Below are 19,156 nucleotides of genomic sequence, written 5' to 3'. Positions count from 1 at the left end.
CTGCAAATGGCGATATCTGCGCTTCCAGTGCTCACGTACCACAAGGTACGCTCCGCTCCGGTTCTCGAAATCACCATTTTCGCCGCAACCTGTCGCTTTTGGGTATAGGCTCTCCGATAAAAAAATCCCGCCGCTTTTGTTCAAAGGGCGGGATTTTTATTCAGGCAATGTGCCATTTTACGGATAATTTTTGCAGTGCCTCATAGGCCGAGAGCACTGTTTCCATCTGCGCGGTATGTCCGCGGATAAAATCATCGCCGTAAATTGTCTCATCCGGATATTCGGTAATCAATGTCAGCGGCACGGTATGGCGGTCATCAACGCCGATCAGACAAGGGAAGCCGTTGATGATGCGGAAGCCGGTTTCGCCTGCATGTTTTTCAAACAAAGCGATCTGCGCATTGTTGTAATCCACCAGACCATCAATGGCCGAGAGATGACGAGTGACATGGTCAACTAGTTCTTCGGATTGCTGCGCCCAGTCGGTATGGTGGCGAACTATGAGGAAGAAGCCTTTCGGCAATGTCCACATGCCAAAGCCGCGCGGCACATAGCCGGAGAGCGGGCGTGTCCATTCATGGGACGGATAGCCGTGCAGATTCACATGCAGTTTGGCGCCGGTCAGCGCTTCAGCCTGTGTACGAATAGCTTTTTCCCAAAGTTTCTCGCCGCTACGATATTCGAGATCATCACCCATAGCGGTGTAACGCGCTGCATGGTGCATATGATACGGATTGTCAGCGCAGAGACGACGATGCAGCTCATAACCGTCAGGATTCTCCTGCGGGGAAATGGTGAAATGCGCACCTTTACGGGATTTCAGCTCGTGGGCTGCACGCAAAGCACCGACCACGCCGGTGGTTTCATTGGCATGCTGGCCACCGCTGATAATCATCGGCTCATCTGTGCCTTTGATAAAGCGGCCAAGAACGCTGCGACCGGAACGGGATTGGGCGTTGAATGCTTCACCGCCGATAAGTTCCAGTTCCTGTGCAATCTGCGCTGCAAATAGCGGTGCCTGTGCTGTGGCAAGCAGTTGGTTTTCACCGGTGCTATCCTGTGTGGACAAAGCACGGCTGGTGATGCGGATTGAAGGCGCTGCATCGGCATAGGTGATTTCCGGTACGATCTGTCCCGGTTGCAAGCCACGGTCGCCAAGCGGACGACCGGATTTCTTTTGAAACACTTCCAGCAGTGAGAAATAGAAATCTTCATGCAGAGCTTCTGTCAGGCTGAGCACTTCTTCTGCGTGAGTTAGCTTCTGGTCTTTGACGGGAAGGGATACAGCAATATTCAGCGCTTCAAAATAAGGCTCTGTATCACCCCATGCATGATTGGCCACAGCGGCAATGCCGGCATGGAACAGTTGCTCAAAATCTGTTTCAAAGCGTTCGGATGTGGTTTTGTCCTGATGGGTGACTTTCAGCCAGCCGGTCGGGGACAACAGCGTTTCACCAATCGCATCCTCATGGGTGCGGTTTGGTGCGAAAACCTCGTGCTGTGTGACAGTGCCGTTATTGTCTGTCAGTGTTACCTGATAGGTGAAATCTTGTTTTCCCGATGACTTGAACGCGACTTCCGCAGCACCGGTCAGTTTAGTCAGCGGGTAGGTTTCGAGCAAAAAGCGATTAGCTGCGCAAGTTTCATGTGCCGGATAGGCGATGCTAATCTGCTTGAGATTGCTGTAATCCACATCTTCAAGAAAGAAATGCACCAGCGGCTTATAGGCACTATGCAGTTTGGCTGTAATACCAAGTGCCTGCAATTTTGCTTCGGCCGCCTGCCGGCTTGGCAGATCGTCGAACAGCCAAGCTTCTACCGTTGCGCCTTTCATCGACGCATCGGAGAAACGGGTAATCAATGTATCGAGGCTACGCGCAAAGCTTTTCTCAAAAATCGTGCTCATCGTGAGGTTCTCCCTGTCGGATCAAGGCTGTCACGCAGCCAGTCGCCCAGAAGATTGAGACCAAGAACTGTCAGCAAAATTGCCAGACCTGGGAAAACACTGACCCACCATGCAGTTTGCAGATAAGTACGGCCATCGGCCAGCATACCACCCCAGCTCGGAATCGTCGGATCAACACCAAGGCCTAAGAAGGTCAGGCTGGATTCCAGCAGAATATTATTGGCAACATTCAGCGTCATCAGCACAATCACCGGTCCGAGCAGGTTCGGCAGCAGATGCTGGAAGATAATGCGCCAGTCTCTTACGCCGATAGCACGGGCGGAGAGAATGAACTCACGCTCTCGCAGCGCCAATACCGAGCCGCGCACCAGACGTGCATATTGCACCCATTGAGAAACGATCAGCAGGATGATGGTGTTCATCAGGCCGCCGCCGACAATGGCAATAAAGGTAATCGCCAGCAAGATGAAAGGCAGCGCCAACTGCACGTCAGCAAAGCGCATCACCACCATATCCCAGAAACCGCGATAGTAACCGGCAATCAGCCCCATGAGGACACCGAATACCACAGCACCTGCAACGGATACGAAACCGACTAGCAGCGAGATTTTACCACCGGTGACAACGCGTGCCAGCACATCACGGCCGAGCGGATCGGTGCCGAAAATATGGGACATATTAGTGAATGGCGGCGTGAGGCGCGCCATCAGATCAATCTTTTCTCCGCCATCAGGAAACAGCAGGCCGGAGAACAGCACAGCCAGACAGATAATGGCTGTCAGGCCGACACCGAGAATAAATTCAAGGCTGAGCAGGCGGGAGAACAGCAGGGAAGAGGAAGTTTTCGCGGCCATTTTCTACTCCGTCCGGATGCGTGGATCGACAAGGCCATAGGCAATATCGACCAGAAGATTGACACCGATAATCATAAGCGACAGCACGGTGATACTTGCCTGAAGAACCGGATAATCACGACCGGAAACGGCATCGAAAGCCAGAGTGCCCATGCCAGGCCAGTTGAACACCCGTTCAACGACCACAATGCCACCGAGCAGACCGCCGAATTGCAGGCCGAAATAGGTAATCAGCGGAATAGCGCAATTACGCAGTGCATGTTTGTACAGCACTTTGTTTTCACTCAAGCCTTTAGCACGAGCGACCATAATATACTGCGATTGCAGGGTCTCGAGCATGGAAGTACGCACCAGACGCACATTGGTGGCAGTGAGGATAATCCCCATCGTTACCGCAGGCATAATGAAGCTTGCAAATCCGTCCATGCCACTTGGCGGCAGCCACTGCAGACCAACGGCGAAAAGCAGCACCAGCATAGTTGCCAGCCAGAAATTCGGGAAGGACAGGCCGACAAGCGACAGGATACGGATCAGCTGATCCGCCCATTTGCCACACGATACCGCGGCTTTAATGCCGAGCGGGATTGAGATAATGATGGATACGGCCATGGATGCAAAAGCCAGCAGCAAAGTTGCGGGCAGGGCATCTTTAATCAGCAGGGAAACCGGTGTGCCGCCAAGAAAGCTGCGTCCGAAATCCAGCGTGAACAAGCCTTTGATGAAGTTCATATATTGCACAAGGAAAGGCTGATTTAAGCCCAAACCTTCACGGATGCGCTCCAGATCGGCTTCAGTCACACTGCCCGCACCCTGTGTCAGCATCAGTGCCGGATCACCGGTCATACGGATTGCGAAAGCGACGGTCAAAGTCACGACAATGACGACAAAGATCGCCTGTAAAATTCGTTTGATCAGAAACCCGGCCAAAATTCTTATCCTTTATAAGATCAAGGAAATACCGCGCCGACCCAGAGCTTCGCTCTGTTTTTTGTTTGGCGCATTATCGCTGTCGCCAAATGTTGCCATTTGGCTGCGAAATGCTTATCCGGCGCGGTTATTGTTGTATTAGTCAACGCTGACTTCGGTGAGGCGCAGACGGCTGTCTGGTGCCGGCACAAAATTCTTCACGCGCTTATTGATGCCGTAAATCGCTTTGAGATTGTAAAGCGGCATTTCCAATGCGCGGTCAGCTGCGTATTTCGCGATTTCCTTGAGGATTTCTTCGCGTTTCGCACGATCCGTGATGGCACGCTGGGATTCCAGCAGCTCATTCATTTTCGCGTCATCGTCATACGGGTTCCACTTTTCACCAACGTGATACATGGAATAAGCTGTGTTATCGTAATCGAATGTCCAGCCGCCCCATGACTGCTGGAACATCGCGCCGGTTTTGCCCTGCGGGATAATGTCATTCAGCAATACGTTGGTTTCATATGGTTTGATGGTCGCATTGACGCCAATGATCTGCAGATAGCTGGAAACAGCCTGCACAACTTCATTGAAAGTTGCGTCATTACCGCGAATGTCGATCTGTACGGCTGCACCCGGCTTTACACCGGCTTCTGCCAGAAGCTTCTTCGCACCTTCCGGATCATATGGCAGCGGTTTCATATCCGCGTCATAACCGAAGGAGAGGGCACCCTGAAGGCTGGCAATCGGTTCTGCCTGACCACCAAGAATGGACTTGATAATGGTGTCACGGTCAACACCAAGGATCAGCGCTTTGCGCACGCGTTCATCAGCCGTAATGCCGGTACGGGTATTGTAGCGCAGGGAATAGACGGTCGGACCCGCAGTGGTAACAATCGCCAGTTTAGGGTCAGCTTCAATGGTCTGAATCATGCCGATCGGAATTGTCGGCGGGATCACCAGATCAACGCGGCCTGCCTGCAATTCCGCAACGGCGGTCGATGGCTCGGTGATGAAGCGATATTCAAGTTCAGACAGCTTTGGAGCGCCGCCCCAATGGTCAGCAAAAGCTTCCAGCTGAATGCCGACTTTTGGCTTATAGCTTACGAGTTTGAACGGGCCGGTACCAACTGGATTGGCGTTGAAGAAATCATCGCCTTTTTCCTGAATATATTTTGGCGGAACGATCATCGCGCCATAGCCGGCGAGCTTGGTCATCAGAACCGGATCGGTTGCTTTCAGATGAAAATCGACAGTTTTGTCGTCGATCACTTCGATTTTTTCAATCGCGACATAGTTGGAGCGCTGGGGGCCTTTGGCACCTTCATCACCGAGCAGACGCTCAAAGGTGAATTTGACAGCTTCCGCATTGAAAGGCTCGCCATTGTGGAACTTTACATTCTCACGCAGGTTGAAGCGGATACGCTTGCCTTCGTCCAGTTCTTCCCACGATGTGGCGAGCGCCGGTACGATTTTCAGGTCAGGGCCGCGATAGACCAGACCGTCATAAATATTGGTGGCTACGGATGACCAATTGACCAGAAATGTGTCAATCGGATCCCAGCTGCCCGGATCCTGCGGCGAGGATACGGTCATTTTACCGGCAGCAAATGCCGGTGCGGATGACAGGGCGACAGCAGTTAATGCTGTGCCAACAGTCAGCGCTGTGAATAATGCTTTAAGCTTCATAATTTAGACTCCCCTTTTGTAAAAATGAAACAGGTCTTTAATCTTATGCATTGCGGGCAATGAAATGCCCTTTTGCAATTTCTTCATGCTGCCAGATCACCGGCTTGTCTTCGATCCGGCGCGTTGTGCTTGGAATTTCACCTTCCAGCATAGCGCGATTGGTGCGTGCCAGCGGATCGGCAACAGGAACAGCAGAGAGCAGGCGGCGTGTATAATCATGGGACGGTGTTTCAAACACCTGACGACGTGAGCCCAGTTCCATGATCTGGCCAAGATAAAGCACAGCAACGCGATGGCTCATCTTCTCAACCACAGCCATGTCATGGCTGATGAAGAGATAAGCGAGGCCGTGCTCTTTCTGCAAATCCATAAACAGGTTGATGATCTGCGCCTGAATGGATACGTCGAGCGCAGACAGCGCCTCATCGGCGATGATCAGTTTTGGATTGGAAGCAAGGGCGCGGGCAATACATACACGCTGACGCTGACCACCGGAAAACTCATGCGGATAACGTCCGGCAACGGCAGAACTCAAACCGACGCGCTCCAGCAATTCATCAACGCGCTTGGTGATCGCTGCTTCATCAAGGATGAGGCCGTGGGTACGGATCGGTTCGGCAATCGAGAAACGGATGGTTTTGCGCGGATCGAGCGACGCAAACGGATCTTGAAAAATATATTGTACTTCCTGACGCATACGGAAGCGCTCAGCCGAACTCATTTTCGAGAAGGCTTTGCCGTTAAAGCGCATATCGCCGGAAAGCGGGTTCTGCAATTGCTGGATCGTGCGGCCGATGGTGGATTTGCCGGAGCCGGATTCACCAACCAGAGCCAGTGTTTCGCCCGGATGAATGTCAAAACTGACCTGTGATACGGCGTTACACACATGCGTTGTGCGGCCAAACATATTCTTTTTAATGTAAAAGCGCACGGAGAGATCACGGACTGACAGCAGCGGTGGCTGATCCAGACGGGCGGTGTCCTGAATACGGGTTTCACCGACAAGAACCGGTTTGCCATCTTCCAGCACTGTGACCGGCATACGTTTCGGGAAGTCCTCACCGGCCATGCTGCCAAGTTTTGGCACTGCGGATAGCAGGGTTTGGGTATAGGGATGCTGCGGATTGGCGAAAATATCGTTGACCGCGCCTTCCTCTACCTTTTTACCCTTCCACATCACCACCACATCATCAGCCATTTCTGCAACAACGCCCATATCATGGGTGATGAAGATCACAGCCATTTCCAGTTCTTTCTGGAGATCGCGGATAATATGCAGAATCTGCGCCTGAATAGTCACATCGAGTGCCGTGGTCGGCTCGTCGGCAATCAGCAATTTCGGACGGCAGGCAAGCGCCATCGCGATCATAACGCGCTGGCGCATACCGCCGGAAAGCTGGTGCGGGAAGCGGCTGAGCATGCCCTGCGCATCCGGCAGGCGTACCATTTCAAGCAGGCGTTGGCCTTCTTTAAGCGCTGCTTTCTTGCCCAGCTTTTCGTGCAGCATCAGCACTTCGGCAATCTGGTCGCCAATGGTGAAGACCGGATTGAGTGAAGTCATCGGCTCCTGAAAGATCATGGCAATTTCTTTGCCACGAATACCGCGCATGGTTTTCTGCTCGGTTTCCAGCAGGTTCATCTGACCTTGCGAGCCAGTGAACAGGATTTTGCCTTCAGGGAATTTTGCACCCAGCATATCTGCCAGACGCATGACCGACAGGGATGTGATGGATTTGCCGGAGCCGGACTCGCCGACAATTGCCAGAGTGCGGCCAGAGCGGACAGAGAAGCTCAGCCCGTCCACCACCCGTGCGGTGCCGAACTCTACCGAGAGATCTGTGACCTCCAGCAAAGGCTGGGTTTCAGCTGATTGGCGAAGCTGCGCGTCGTTCACTCCGGTCATCCTTATAGTGTAATGGCAGAGCGGGCTGCCTGATTAAATGCACCCGACATGAAACGCAGCAGTGCCGCAACTTCAGACAGGGTTTCTTCCGAAGGGCGGGCATTGGCCGTTGAATCCACGAGCAGACTTTCACGGATTTGCGCATAACGCGCACAGGCTTCAGCGCCCTTATCGGTAATACGGACTGTTTTTTCTTTTGCGGCTTTGCCGGTGGTCAATAGACCGGCATTTTCCAGCTTACGCAGGGCGTAAGTCGCAATATGCGTGTCTTCAATATCCAGAACCAGACAAATATCCGCAAGCTTCTTTTCACGTCCGCGGTGGCGGATTGAATGCAGGATCAGAATTTCAATCGGGGAGAGACCTGGCAGTCCGGCAGCGGCCATGCAGCGTACCATCCAGCGGGAGAATGCATGGGACGCAAGAATCAAACCATATTCCACTTCTGACAAAGCGGTGGAGCCGCCTTCAGCCAGATGTGCGGAAGAAACAATAGGGCCGATGGACGGAACAGGCCGCAAATGCTTAGGCAAGCTGACTTCAGCCATTGACGGCTCATCATTCTGCTGTGCCGTTGGCGGCGATTTTTTCCTGCTCATATTGCCAGTCTCCCAATCCTGTGTATTTTATGTCACCATCTTATCGACATTTTGTCAATAAAATGAAACTATGTTTTACAATAAACATTTCGCGTAACGGCATAAATTTTGTGAGGGAGTCGATAATGAGCGCAGCGACACAAGAAATTTCAGGGGCCTGGGACTTCTGGATTGATCGTGGCGGCACATTTACGGATGTTATCGGCCGTGACCCGCAGGGTAATCTCCATGCGCGCAAAGTGCTGTCGGAGAATCCTTCTGCCTATAAAGACGCTGCTGTTCAGGGGATTCGCCTGCATCTGGGCTTGAAAGCCGGTGAGCCGGTGCCGACCGGTGCGATTGATGAAGTGCGCATGGGCACAACTGTTGCCACCAATGCGCTGCTTGAGCGCAAAGGCGAAAAGCTGGCGCTGGTTACTACCAAAGGTTTCCGCGACGCACTGCGTATCGGTTATCAGGAACGCAAGAATATTTTCGCCACTGAGATCATCAAGCCGGAAGCGCTTTATGACCGTGTTGTTGAGATTGATGAACGTGTGCTGGCTGATGGCAGCACTGAATTGCCGCTGGATTTGAACCAGGCAGAATCAGCACTGCGCGCGTTGAAAGCTGAGGGCTATAATGCTGTCGCTATCGTGTTCATGCATGCCTATAAATTCCCTGCGCATGAAGCTTCCGTTGCTAAAATTGCCCGCGATCTCGGTATTGAGCAGGTCTCCGTCAGCCATGAAGTGTCGCCGCTGATTAAGCTGGTTGGCCGTGGTGATACGACCGTTGTTGATGCCTATTTGTCACCGGTTTTGCGCCGTTATGTGGCGCAGGTTTCCCGTGAGCTGGATGTTGAGCGCACCGGCGCCCGTGTGATGTTCATGATGTCCTCCGGTGGTCTGACGGCTGCAGATATGTTTCAGGGCAAAGACGCTATTCTCTCCGGCCCAGCCGGTGGTGTGGTTGGTCTGGCGCGTACCGGCGAAACTGCCGGTTTTGGTCAGGTTATCGGCTTTGACATGGGCGGTACATCGACAGATGTGGCGCATTTTGACGGCGAATATGAACGCGCTTTTGAAACCGAAGTGGCCGGTGTGCGTGTTCGTGCGCCGATGATGCTTATCCACACAGTGGCAGCGGGCGGTGGCTCCATTCTGCATTTTGATGCCGGTCGCTTCCGTGTTGGTCCTGATTCCGCTGGTGCCAATCCGGGCCCTGCCTGCTATCGCAATGGTGGTCCGCTGGCTGTGACCGATGCCAATGTGATGCTCGGCAAATTGATTCCGGATTATTTCCCTTCGATCTTTGGTCCGGAACAGGACAAGCCGTTGGATGTGGAGCGTGTTCGCGCACTTTTCACGCAGATGGCCAATGAAACCGGCGATGATCGCACACCGGAAAGCGTGGCAGACGGTTTCATCCGTATTGCTGTTGCCAATATGGTTGAAGCGATCAAGAAAATCTCCGTACAGCGCGGCTATGACGTAACCCGTTATGCGTTGAGCTGTTTTGGCGGTGCCGGTGGTCAGCATGCTTGTCTGGTTGCTGATGCGCTGGGGATGAAGAATATCCTGTTGCATCCGATGTCCGGTCTGTTGTCTGCCTATGGCATGGGCTTGGCGGATATCCGCGCCACGCGCCAGAAGGCGCTGGGTGTTGATCTGAATGCGGATGCGCCTGCCGAATTGCAGCGTCTTGGTGCCGAACTGGCCGCAGAATGTGTGGCAGAACTCACTGCGCAGGGCGTGGAAGAGCAGGTTATTACCAAGCATTTGCGTGCCCATATCCGTTATGCGGGCACGGATACTGTTCTCTCGATTGAAGCAACTTATCCGGCGGTTGATACGGCGCAGCGCCTGCGTGCTGAATTTGAAGCTGCGCATAAGCGTCGTTTCGGTTTCATTGCGGAAAATAAAGCGCTGGTTATTGATGCTGTTGAGCTGGAAACTGTCGGCGGTGGTGCCGGTGAGGGTGAAGCCGCAAGCAGCATTGGCGAAGCATCCGAAGCAAAGGCTGATCGCCAGACACGCTTCTATTCGCAAGGTGCATTCCATGATGCAGCTGTTGTGGTGCGTGAAACGATGCAGCGCGGGCAGACCGTAACCGGCCCTGCAATTATTATTGAGAAAAACCAGACCATTATCATTGAAGATGGTTGGCAGGCACGCCTGACCGAGCATGACCATGTGGTGCTGACCCGTATCAAGGCTTTGCCGCAGCGCGTTGCTATCGGTACTGACGCTGATCCGGTGATGCTGGAGATTTTCAACAATCTGTTCATGTCGATTGCTGAACAGATGGGCGTGACTTTGCAGAACACCGCTTATTCGGTGAACATTAAAGAGCGCCTTGATTTTTCCTGCGCGGTCTTTGATGCAGCGGGCAATCTGGTTGCCAATGCACCGCATATGCCGGTGCATCTGGGTTCTATGGATGCTTCTGTTGCTACCGCTATCCGTGAAAATCCGGTGATTAAGCCGGGTGACGTTTTCCTGATTAACGCACCTTATAATGGCGGTACGCATCTGCCGGATCTGACGGTTTGTACGCCGGTCTTTGACGATGAGCAGACCGAGATTCGTTTTTGGGTTGCCAGCCGTGGTCACCATGCCGATATCGGCGGTATTGCACCAGGTTCAATGTCACCTTTGGCGGTGAATATTGAGCAGGAAGGTGTCTATATCGACAATTTCAAACTGGTCGATCAGGGACAGTTCCGCGAAGACGCTTTGGGCGATCTGCTCAACGGTGCCAAATATCCGGTGCGTAATCTTCTCCAGAACGTCAATGATCTGAAGGCTCAGATTGCGGCCAATGAAAAAGGCGTCACTGAACTGCGCAAAATGATTGTGCATTTCGGTGAGGATGTGGTGAAAGCCTATATGGGGCATGTGCAGGATAATGCTGCTGAAAGCGTGCGCCGTGTGCTGGATCAATTGCCGGATGGTCAGTTCACGTACGAATTGGATCAGGGCAGCAAGATTGTCGTGAGCGTGACGATTGATCGTGTGAAGCGTGAAGCAACGGTTGATTTCAGTGGTACATCTGAACAGCGTCCTGATAATTTCAATGCTCCGCAACCGGTGACCCGTGCGGCAGTGCTCTACGTCTTCCGCGTGCTGGTGGACGGCGATATCCCGATGAATGCCGGTTGTCTGCGTCCGATTAAAATCATAGTGCCGGAAGGCTCGATGCTGTCACCGCATTATCCGGCTGCTGTCGTAGCAGGCAATGTGGAAGTTAGTCAGGCGGTTACCAATTGTTTGTTTGGTGCGACCAAGGCCATGGCTGCGGCACAGGGCACGATGAACAATCTTACCTTCGGCAATGACGAATATCAGTATTACGAAACCATCTGCTCAGGTGCGCCTGCGGGGCCTGGTTTCAACGGTGCTGATGGTGTGCATACGCATATGACCAATTCGCGTCTGACCGATCCGGAAATTCTGGAAACCCGTTTCCCTGTGATGCTGGAAGATTTCCATATTCGTGAAAATTCCGGTGGTCGCGGTAAATGGACAGCGGGCAATGGTACACATCGTACCATTCGCGCACTGGAGGAGCTGGAATTCGCAATTCTCTCCGGCCATCGTCGCGTGAGACCATTCGGTCTTGAAGGCGGTGAAGACGGTCAGCTGGGGTGCAATGAAGTGCGTCGTCAAGATGGTGCTGTCGAAGTGCTTAAAGGCTGCGATCAGGTTGTGCTGAAGGCTGGTGAGGCTTTCACGATTATCACGCCGACCGGTGGTGGTTACGGCAAAAACTGATTTTTTAATCAGCGAGAGCATAATTCCTTTAGAGCGACCTTTGTGTGCCAAGTCTGGCACACGGCGCTCTATGAATCAGAGAAAGCCCTTTGCCTGAACAGCAAAGGGCTTTTCTATATGAGGCGGGCAAGAAGAGCGTTTCTTTTGTCTGGAGGCAGTCAAATACAATTTATATGCTGCTATAAAAGTCACAGGCCGGACAAAAAACTAATTATTGCATGCGTTAATTCTGTTTTTACCATGTTGTTGTCATAGATGTGGGCTCTCAGGTTCTTCAGAACTGCTGAATGAAGAGCGCATAGTCATTTGTGTTTGGTAAATCAGTAAAGATAAATAAATGAAGTGATTGATCCTGTGATTGCCCTTAAGACTGACTTAAGGACAGCCATGCTAATTCCGGATCAATTCCAATTAAGATTGAGCTATAAATGTCTGATTTTGCATTCTCCCGACGTCATTTTTTACTGGGGGCCAGTGCGCTTGCTTTGACCGGCTGTGTATCAACCGGTGAAACAAAGCGCCCGTCTGCTGAACTTGCTGCTAATAAAGTGAAGCCTGTCACGCCGCCGATGTATTATGCAGTGTGGGATGAGGGCTATCAGATCCCTGAAGTTGATGTATCCAAAATTCCTGAAAAGTTCTGGCGTGCTGAAGTTGATTATATGACCGATGAAAAGCCGGGCACAGTTATTGTCGATACGCCGAACAAATATCTTTATCATATCAAGCCCGGTGGCCGTGCAACCCGCTATGGTATTGGCGTCGGTAAAGACGGCTATGCCTGGTCTGGACGTGCAAAAATTGCCTATAAGCGTAAATGGCCGCGTTGGACGCCGCCGGATGAAATGGTGGCACGTAATCCCGCTTTGCAGCCATACAGCATTGCTAATGGCGGTATGGGGCCTGGTTTGCAAAATCCGCTTGGTGCCCGCGCTCACTATATTCATAAAGACGGCAGGGACACGATTTACCGCATTCACGGTTCACCGGAATATTGGACAATCGGTAAATCCGTTTCCTCCGGCTGTATTCGCATGGTCAATCAGGACGTGATGCATCTTTATGATAATGTCCGTGATGGCAGTGATATTGTGGTTATTCCCGATCTGAATAAAAGCGGGCAAGCGCATTCGGTCATGGCCGGCGCATAATTTGAAATTGAAGGGCTGCGTTAGAGATTAACGCAGCCCTTTTTGTATCTAAAATCACTCAATATCCTGAAGTCAGACAGCCTGTTTTAGCACGATATTGTGAAGCGTCTTTGAGAATTGGCCGGATAAATCTCAGTTCGTTTTCACCGGAAAATCACCTGACTGAATGTAATAGTGATTCTCTAAAAGAGTTGTTTTTGGTGAAAATTTAACGGCGACACTGTCCGGACAAGTAATTGTAAACCCAAGTAATCATTATCTTTATGAGGAAATTATCTCGTACTTTGGTCGCATATACTAACGGCTGCCAAGTGGCAAATTTTTGTATTTGTGTGCTAGCGGGACATTTTTTTTAACGAGGACTAAATATTTATATAATCGTATTTTACTAAATTAAATCAATGTGTTGATTAGGTGTCTTGCAGATTATATATTTTAGCAATATATAAATTAGATATGTGAAAATTTAGTCCGTTTTTCAAAGTGATCAGGGCAGTTTTATGCACAGTTTTGGCGATTATATATTCTTGTAATGTTTTTGTATAATTACGGCTAGAATATAAGAATATAACGTGATTTAATCTAAAACAATACGCCCCCTTACTAAAGGATCCTGAATGCATACCGCCTTTTACAGTGAATCCTCTAATCTATCTGTACCGTTGCATGATGCTGGTTCAGCCTTTAAACCAGCTTCCGTCAATCATAGCTTTACAGTAGATCAAACGAGCATAGCAGAAAATAAAGATGTTACTATTCTCAAGTCTAGTGACAGTATTGCGATGTCTTCAAATATATGTGTAGCATTGACTGAGGAGCAGCCCAACCAGTTTACCTATGGTGCTATGTCCGGCCTGTGGTTCACTATGGCACTTAATATTACCCATGTTGGCAGACGATTTGGCGGTCGGGAAGAAAAGTCGATTATCGCCCCGTATGATGTTTGTGTTGCTGGCGCCAATATGCCGATCGAAGTTAACGTTGAAAGTCCGGTGCAGGCTGTACATATTTTCTTGAAACAGTCGCTTGTGGAAGAAGTTAAATCAGAACTTTATCATTCGAGTGAACGTCAATTCGATATTATGCCGATCTTCGCCAAGAATGATACAAGTCTGAGCATGTTGATGCGTGTTCTGAATGGTACACTTTCATCGCCTGTTTTGAAAAACCAGCTCCATACAGATTATCTGGCACGTGCGTTGGCGGCTGACTTCCTGAGTAAATATGTCGATAGTTCAAATGAGACACTCTACAAACATTCAGTAGATCGTCTTAAACCAAGCCAATTGCGCCGTGTGCTTGAATATATGCAGGAAAATCTCGCAAGTGATATTGGTATCAACGATCTGGCAGTTATTGCAGGGGTAAGCCGGACGAATTTCATTCGTCGTTTTAAGGTTTCAATGCATTGTACGCCTGCGCGCTATCTTTATCTGTTGCGTATTCGCAATGCCCGTGAACTTTTAAGGCAGCAGGAACTCCCGATATCGCATATTGCGATCGCTTGCGGCTTTGCTGATCCGGCGCATCTCTCGGTTTCGTTTAAGCGCGAAGTTGGTATGACACCATCGGCATTCCGTAAAGAATATAATGAATAGTCAATATTGAACTACTCATCCGGCATTTTGCAAAGGCGCGGGGCATTGCTCCGCGCCTTTACTTTTACCGCTTATGGATCGGCATATCATGCCTCGTGGTATTGAAGGTATTTCACATTCAAGTCGGATTACTTAGGTGGCATGACAATGCGACCACTCAAGAATTGAGACGTGAGTGCCATGATCTAATCCGAACACAATTCGCTATAAAGACTCAGTGAGCGCTGCATTGCTCTTTGGAAAATATTGTCAATGATGAATTTGACTGCAAAATCTGAGAATCAGATGCATTCCTGATAATATGAGTCATAATTACAACTTATACGTGTTAATTATATTTCTTAATCAATGCCGGAAAGGCTGAATCGCTGACGTCATGTCTATTGAACTGACTTCGATAGACCGTAAAAAATATTTTATATGACAATAAAAAATCTGCTCAATAGTCTTATTTGACAGAGAATTAACGTAAAAAACCATTAAAGACATATGGTTTATGAAAATTGATAAATAAGAGTCGATTCTTATAAAGGCACAATAGTTAACAAAAAGTTAACATGGTTTCTGGCTTGGGTCTCTCATTTTATAATAATATTGCTTAGAAATGACTAATAATAAAATTGGCGAATCTGGAGTCAAATACAACCTGTTTTTTATGTGGATATAGTCCGGTTATGTATTCCCACCGCTATTGGTGGGTCTTTTTTCTGTGCAGGTCGCAAGAATGTAGGCGGATGATGCATCGGTTTTGGAAGTATTTTTTACAAATCTGATGTGCTGGTCTCATTGAACCTACCTGCCGGTTTTAAACCGGAGTTATCTGATATGGCCAAGAAGCCTGTTTCATCGTCGTCAAATTCTGCTCGTGGCGAAGGTCATGCTGTTACGAAATCCGGTAATACGGTCTATGTCGCAATAGACCCGTCAAGCGTGGTTAAATATGTGCGCGCAGGGAATGATCTCTTAATCCATCAGGATAATGGCAAGGTCATTCGCATTCGCGGCTTCTTCACAGCGCAGGATATGCAAAAACTGGAGCTGGTTTATAAACATGATGGTAGTGAATGGCCGGTAAAGGCTATTCAATCGACTATTCCTGTTGATGATGAAACCGGCACGGAAGTTGAATTTTCAGGCGTTGCACAGAATTCTGATGGCGGCGACAACAATCTGTTGGCTTTGGCCGCTCTGGGCGCTGCTGCAATTGGTATCGCGACCGGCGGTCGTGGTGGTAGCGGTAGCGGCGGCGGTGGCGGTGGCGGTGGCGCACCGGAAAAACCGGCTCCTAAGTCTCCGGAATTGGCAACCAAAGCCAACGCTGACGGTACTGTCACAGCAACAGGTCTTGCAGCGGCAGGTTCCAGCGTTTCGGTTACGTTCCCTGATGGCAGCAGCCGCGTTGTTGTAGCGGGCGCAGACGGCAAATTCTCGGTAACTTCACTTAAACCGCAGGAAACAGGTAAAGTTACCGCTGTGGTAACAGATGCCAATGGTAAGAGCAGTCCGCCGAAAGTCGTTGAATATATTGATAAGGTAGCACCGGGTAAGCCGGACAGCCTGTCTTATACAGATAATGAAGGCTCGATTACTGGTAAAATCCCTGAAAAAGGTGTGACTGATGATGCGCGCCCGACACTGAGCGGTAAGGCTGAGCCGGGCTCAACCATTACGGTTCGTGACGGTACAACAGTTATCGGCACGACTATCGTCGATGCCCAGGGCAACTGGACGTTCCGCCCAACGACTGCTTTGGCTCAAGGCGAGCATAAAATCACTTTTACGGCGACGGATAAAGCGAAGAACGAGAGCGCCCCGAGTACGGAATTTATCTTTACCGTTGATACAGTTGCACCGCCGGTACCGGCGGTTAAAGCTGTTATGGATAACGAAAAAGAAAATGGGGGCTCTGTTGCCCTGACTTCAGGCGGCTGGACTAACGATGCTACGCCTGAGTTCTCAGGTGAGGGGGCAGAGGCCGGTACGACTATTTATTTCTACGATAACGGTAATGAAATTGGTAAAACCGTTGTCGGCGCTGATGGTAAATGGAAGTTTACGCCTGCTGTTAACCTGCAAGATGGCAAGCATAGCGTGACCCTGAAAGCCGTTGATAAAGCTGGCAATACCAGCGCAGCGTCTACAGCTTTTGAGCTGAATGTTGATACGGTTGCACCAAATGCGCCATCCATTGGGCAGATCATAGATGATGTTGGCTCGGTGACTGGTATCATTGGTAGTGGTAAAACCACTGATGATACCAAACCAACGCTGTCAGGCTCGGGTGCTGAAGGCGGTTCAATTGTTAAAGTCTATGACAACGGTAAGCTGATCGGTGAAACCACAGCGAATGCCAATGGGACTTGGACTTTCACGCCGGCCATTGCTCTGGCGGAAGGTACACATGTCTTTACCGTGACTTCCACAGATAAAGCGGACAATGAAGGACCTTCATCCACGCCTTGGACGATTGAAGTTGACGTAACGGCGCCGGATGCTGCTTTCGTACCGGTCATTATGAATGCCAGCGATGATGTGCAGCCAAATGTCGGTACTGTCGCACATGAAGGTTTCACCAATGATACGACTCCGCGCCTGAATGGTAAGGGAGCGGAGCCAAGTGGTTTTATCCGCATCTATGAAGGCACAACCCTGTTGGGTCAGGTGCAGGCTGATGAGAACGGTAACTGGGCATTTGATGTCCCTGCGCGCGCTGAAGGTAGCCACAGCTTTGTGGCTAAAACTGTTGATGCGGCAGGCAATGAAGGCTCAAGCTCTGATCCGTTCACGCTGACTATTGATACAACTGCACCGATTGCTTCTGATGCTGTGATTACACAGGTTCTGGATACGGCCGAACCGCATACCGGCAATATCGCGCATGGCGGTCTGACCAATGATGCTCGCCCAACTGTTTCAGGTACGGCGGTTGATGGCATAACTCTTATTCGTATTTATGATGGCACCACACTTCTGGACGAAGTGGAAGTTGTGAACGGCATTTGGAGCTTTACACCGGAGAGCGCTCTGCTCAATGGCGCGCATAATTTCCGTATCAAAGCGGTTGATGCAGCGGGCAATGAGGGGCCATATTCCCCGACCTGGTCTGTGACTGTAGACACGACTGCACCAGGTGCGCCGGTGATTGCACAGATTCAAGATGATGTTGGTACGGTTAAAGGCAATGTTACGGATGGAATGACGACGGATGCAGTCCGTCCGAAACTATCCGGCGGTAGTGCTGAGGCCGGTTCCACCGTTAAGATTTATGACAAAGGTGTGCTGATTGGTGAGACTACAGCAAACGCCAATGGCACATGGAGTTTCACACCAACGTCAGATCTGGCTGAAGGCTCCCATGTCTTCACAGTTACCTCTACGGATAAGGCCGGAAATGAGGGTGTCCCGTCGGCTAACTGGACTGTAACGGTTGACACTATAGCGCCTGAGCTGCCGGTTATTTCGCAGCTCTTTGACACGAAGGGCGAAGAGCTGTCCGAAAATATGATTTCCGGTGAGCGTCGTCCGACATTGACCGGTGAGGCGGAAGCCGGTTCCGTTGTTACTATCTATGATAATGGCAAAAAAATCGGCACGGTTATTGCTGAAGAAGATGGTACATGGAGCTTTGAGCCTAAAAATAATCTTGGCCAGGGCGAACACAAGTTTACAATCAAATCAACGGACGCTGCCGGTAACACGAGCGAGGTTTCAGAGCCGTTCACGTTTACCGTTGATACAGTTGCGCCTAACCGCCCTGAAATTTCCACGATCACGGATGGTGTTGGTTCGATCACCGGTCTTGTAAAAGCCAATGGTGTTACTGATGATGCGCGTCCTGTTCTGAGCGGTAAGGCAGAAGCAGGCAGCACTGTTACGATCTATGACTTTGGCGAAGTTATCGGCACTGTAACAGCCGATGCCAATGGTGGCTGGACATTCACACCGGATGCTGATCTGACAGATGGTGGTCACAGCTTCAGCGTGACTGCAACGGATGCGGCCGGCAATGTCAGCCCTGCATCGAAGGCGTTTGTGATTACTGTTGATACGGTTGCTCCTGATGCACCGCAGTTCACCACCGGCTATGATGCTGTTGGTCCTGTTGTCGGTGAGTTCAACAGTGGCGCGATCATCAATGATGGTCGTCCTAAGCTGTCGGGTTCGGGTGCGGAACCAAATGCCAAAGTGACGATCTATCAGGATGGTGTTGCAGTCGCAATGATCACAGCGGATGCGGGTGGTCAGTGGAACTGGAAGAGCAATGCAGCTCTCAGTGATGCAACCTATGTGTTTACAGCGACTGTGACAGACACAGCAGGCAATGTGAGTGCGGCCTCGAGCGGTTTTAGTGTGACGGTTGATACTGTTGCGCCTGCTGCACCGAAGATTGAAGCGATCACCGATAATGTTGCACCGGTTGAGGGCAATGTTGACAAGGGCGGCTTTACCAATGACACGACCCCGACGCTGAATGGCTCGGGTGCGGAAGCCAATGGTACAGTGCGTATCTATGATGGTGCGACACTGCTTGGTGAAGTCAAAGCGGATGCAGATGGTAAGTGGACCTTCACACCGGAGAATGCGCTGGGCAGCGGGGTTCATTCCTTCACGGTTGTGGGTGTTGATGCTGCGGGCAATGTGTCTGCACGCTCTGACGCCTATAGTGTGACTGTTGATACAACCGCACCGGTTGCGCCAACGATCACGCAGGTTCTCGATGATGTTGGTTCTGTGCAGGGTGCAGTGGCCAATGGCAAGACCACGGATGATACCAAGCCGACGATCTCTGGTT

Annotated in this window: 10 protein-coding genes; 4 read left to right on the top strand and 6 right to left on the bottom strand. The window is 50.6% G+C overall.

Annotation, left to right across the window (positions count from 1 at the left end):
- Positions 1-160: 160 nt before the first annotated feature.
- The 6 genes from QUF18_RS13910 to QUF18_RS13885 form a co-directional block, all read right to left on the bottom strand.
- Complete coding sequence (locus QUF18_RS13910) at positions 161-1,906, bottom strand: M14 family metallopeptidase (RefSeq protein ID WP_289387840.1); 1,746 nt, start codon at positions 1,904-1,906, stop codon at positions 161-163.
- Positions 1,903-2,760, bottom strand: a complete 858-nt coding sequence (locus QUF18_RS13905) for an ABC transporter permease (RefSeq protein ID WP_289387839.1) — start codon at positions 2,758-2,760, stop codon at positions 1,903-1,905. The genes QUF18_RS13910 and QUF18_RS13905 overlap by 4 nt, the downstream gene beginning before the upstream one ends.
- A gap of 3 nt (positions 2,761-2,763) precedes the next feature.
- Positions 2,764-3,687 carry an ABC transporter permease gene (locus QUF18_RS13900; protein ID WP_289387838.1) on the bottom strand — a complete coding sequence of 308 codons (924 nt, stop codon included), beginning with the start codon at positions 3,685-3,687 and terminating at the stop codon, positions 2,764-2,766.
- A 138-nt stretch (positions 3,688-3,825) separates the two neighbouring features.
- Positions 3,826-5,358: an ABC transporter substrate-binding protein gene (locus QUF18_RS13895; protein WP_374807174.1), complete on the bottom strand. Its 1,533-nt coding sequence runs from the start codon at positions 5,356-5,358 to the stop codon at positions 3,826-3,828.
- 43 nt (positions 5,359-5,401) lie between these two features.
- Entirely contained in the window at positions 5,402-7,252 is a 1,851-nt protein-coding gene (locus tag QUF18_RS13890; protein ID WP_289387837.1) for an ABC transporter ATP-binding protein, read from the bottom strand.
- 11 nt (positions 7,253-7,263) lie between these two features.
- On the bottom strand, positions 7,264-7,860 hold the full coding sequence (locus QUF18_RS13885) for a winged helix DNA-binding protein (protein ID WP_289387836.1): 597 nt from the start codon (positions 7,858-7,860) through the stop codon (positions 7,264-7,266).
- A gap of 125 nt (positions 7,861-7,985) precedes the next feature.
- Here QUF18_RS13885 and QUF18_RS13880 point away from each other — a divergent pair, with 125 nt between their 5' ends.
- The 4 genes from QUF18_RS13880 to QUF18_RS13865 form a co-directional block, all read left to right on the top strand.
- Positions 7,986-11,615 carry a hydantoinase B/oxoprolinase family protein gene (locus tag QUF18_RS13880; protein WP_289387835.1) on the top strand — a complete coding sequence of 1,210 codons (3,630 nt, stop codon included), beginning with the start codon at positions 7,986-7,988 and terminating at the stop codon, positions 11,613-11,615.
- Positions 11,616-12,043: 428 nt separating this feature from the next.
- On the top strand, positions 12,044-12,766 hold the full coding sequence (locus QUF18_RS13875) for a L,D-transpeptidase (RefSeq protein WP_289387834.1): 723 nt from the start codon (positions 12,044-12,046) through the stop codon (positions 12,764-12,766).
- Between the two features lie 782 nt (positions 12,767-13,548).
- Complete coding sequence (locus tag QUF18_RS13870) at positions 13,549-14,364, top strand: helix-turn-helix domain-containing protein (RefSeq protein WP_289387833.1); 816 nt, start codon at positions 13,549-13,551, stop codon at positions 14,362-14,364.
- Positions 14,365-15,189: 825 nt separating this feature from the next.
- Positions 15,190-19,156 (top strand): Ig-like domain-containing protein (locus tag QUF18_RS13865; protein ID WP_289387832.1); only part of this gene is annotated, 3,967 nt, incomplete at its 3' end.

It is taken from the genome of Pseudochrobactrum kiredjianiae (assembly GCF_030362795.1).
GTDB lineage: Bacteria > Pseudomonadota > Alphaproteobacteria > Rhizobiales > Rhizobiaceae > Pseudochrobactrum > Pseudochrobactrum kiredjianiae.
Note: the sequence above shows the minus strand (reverse complement) of the source record. Positions and strands in the feature narration are given on the sequence as shown.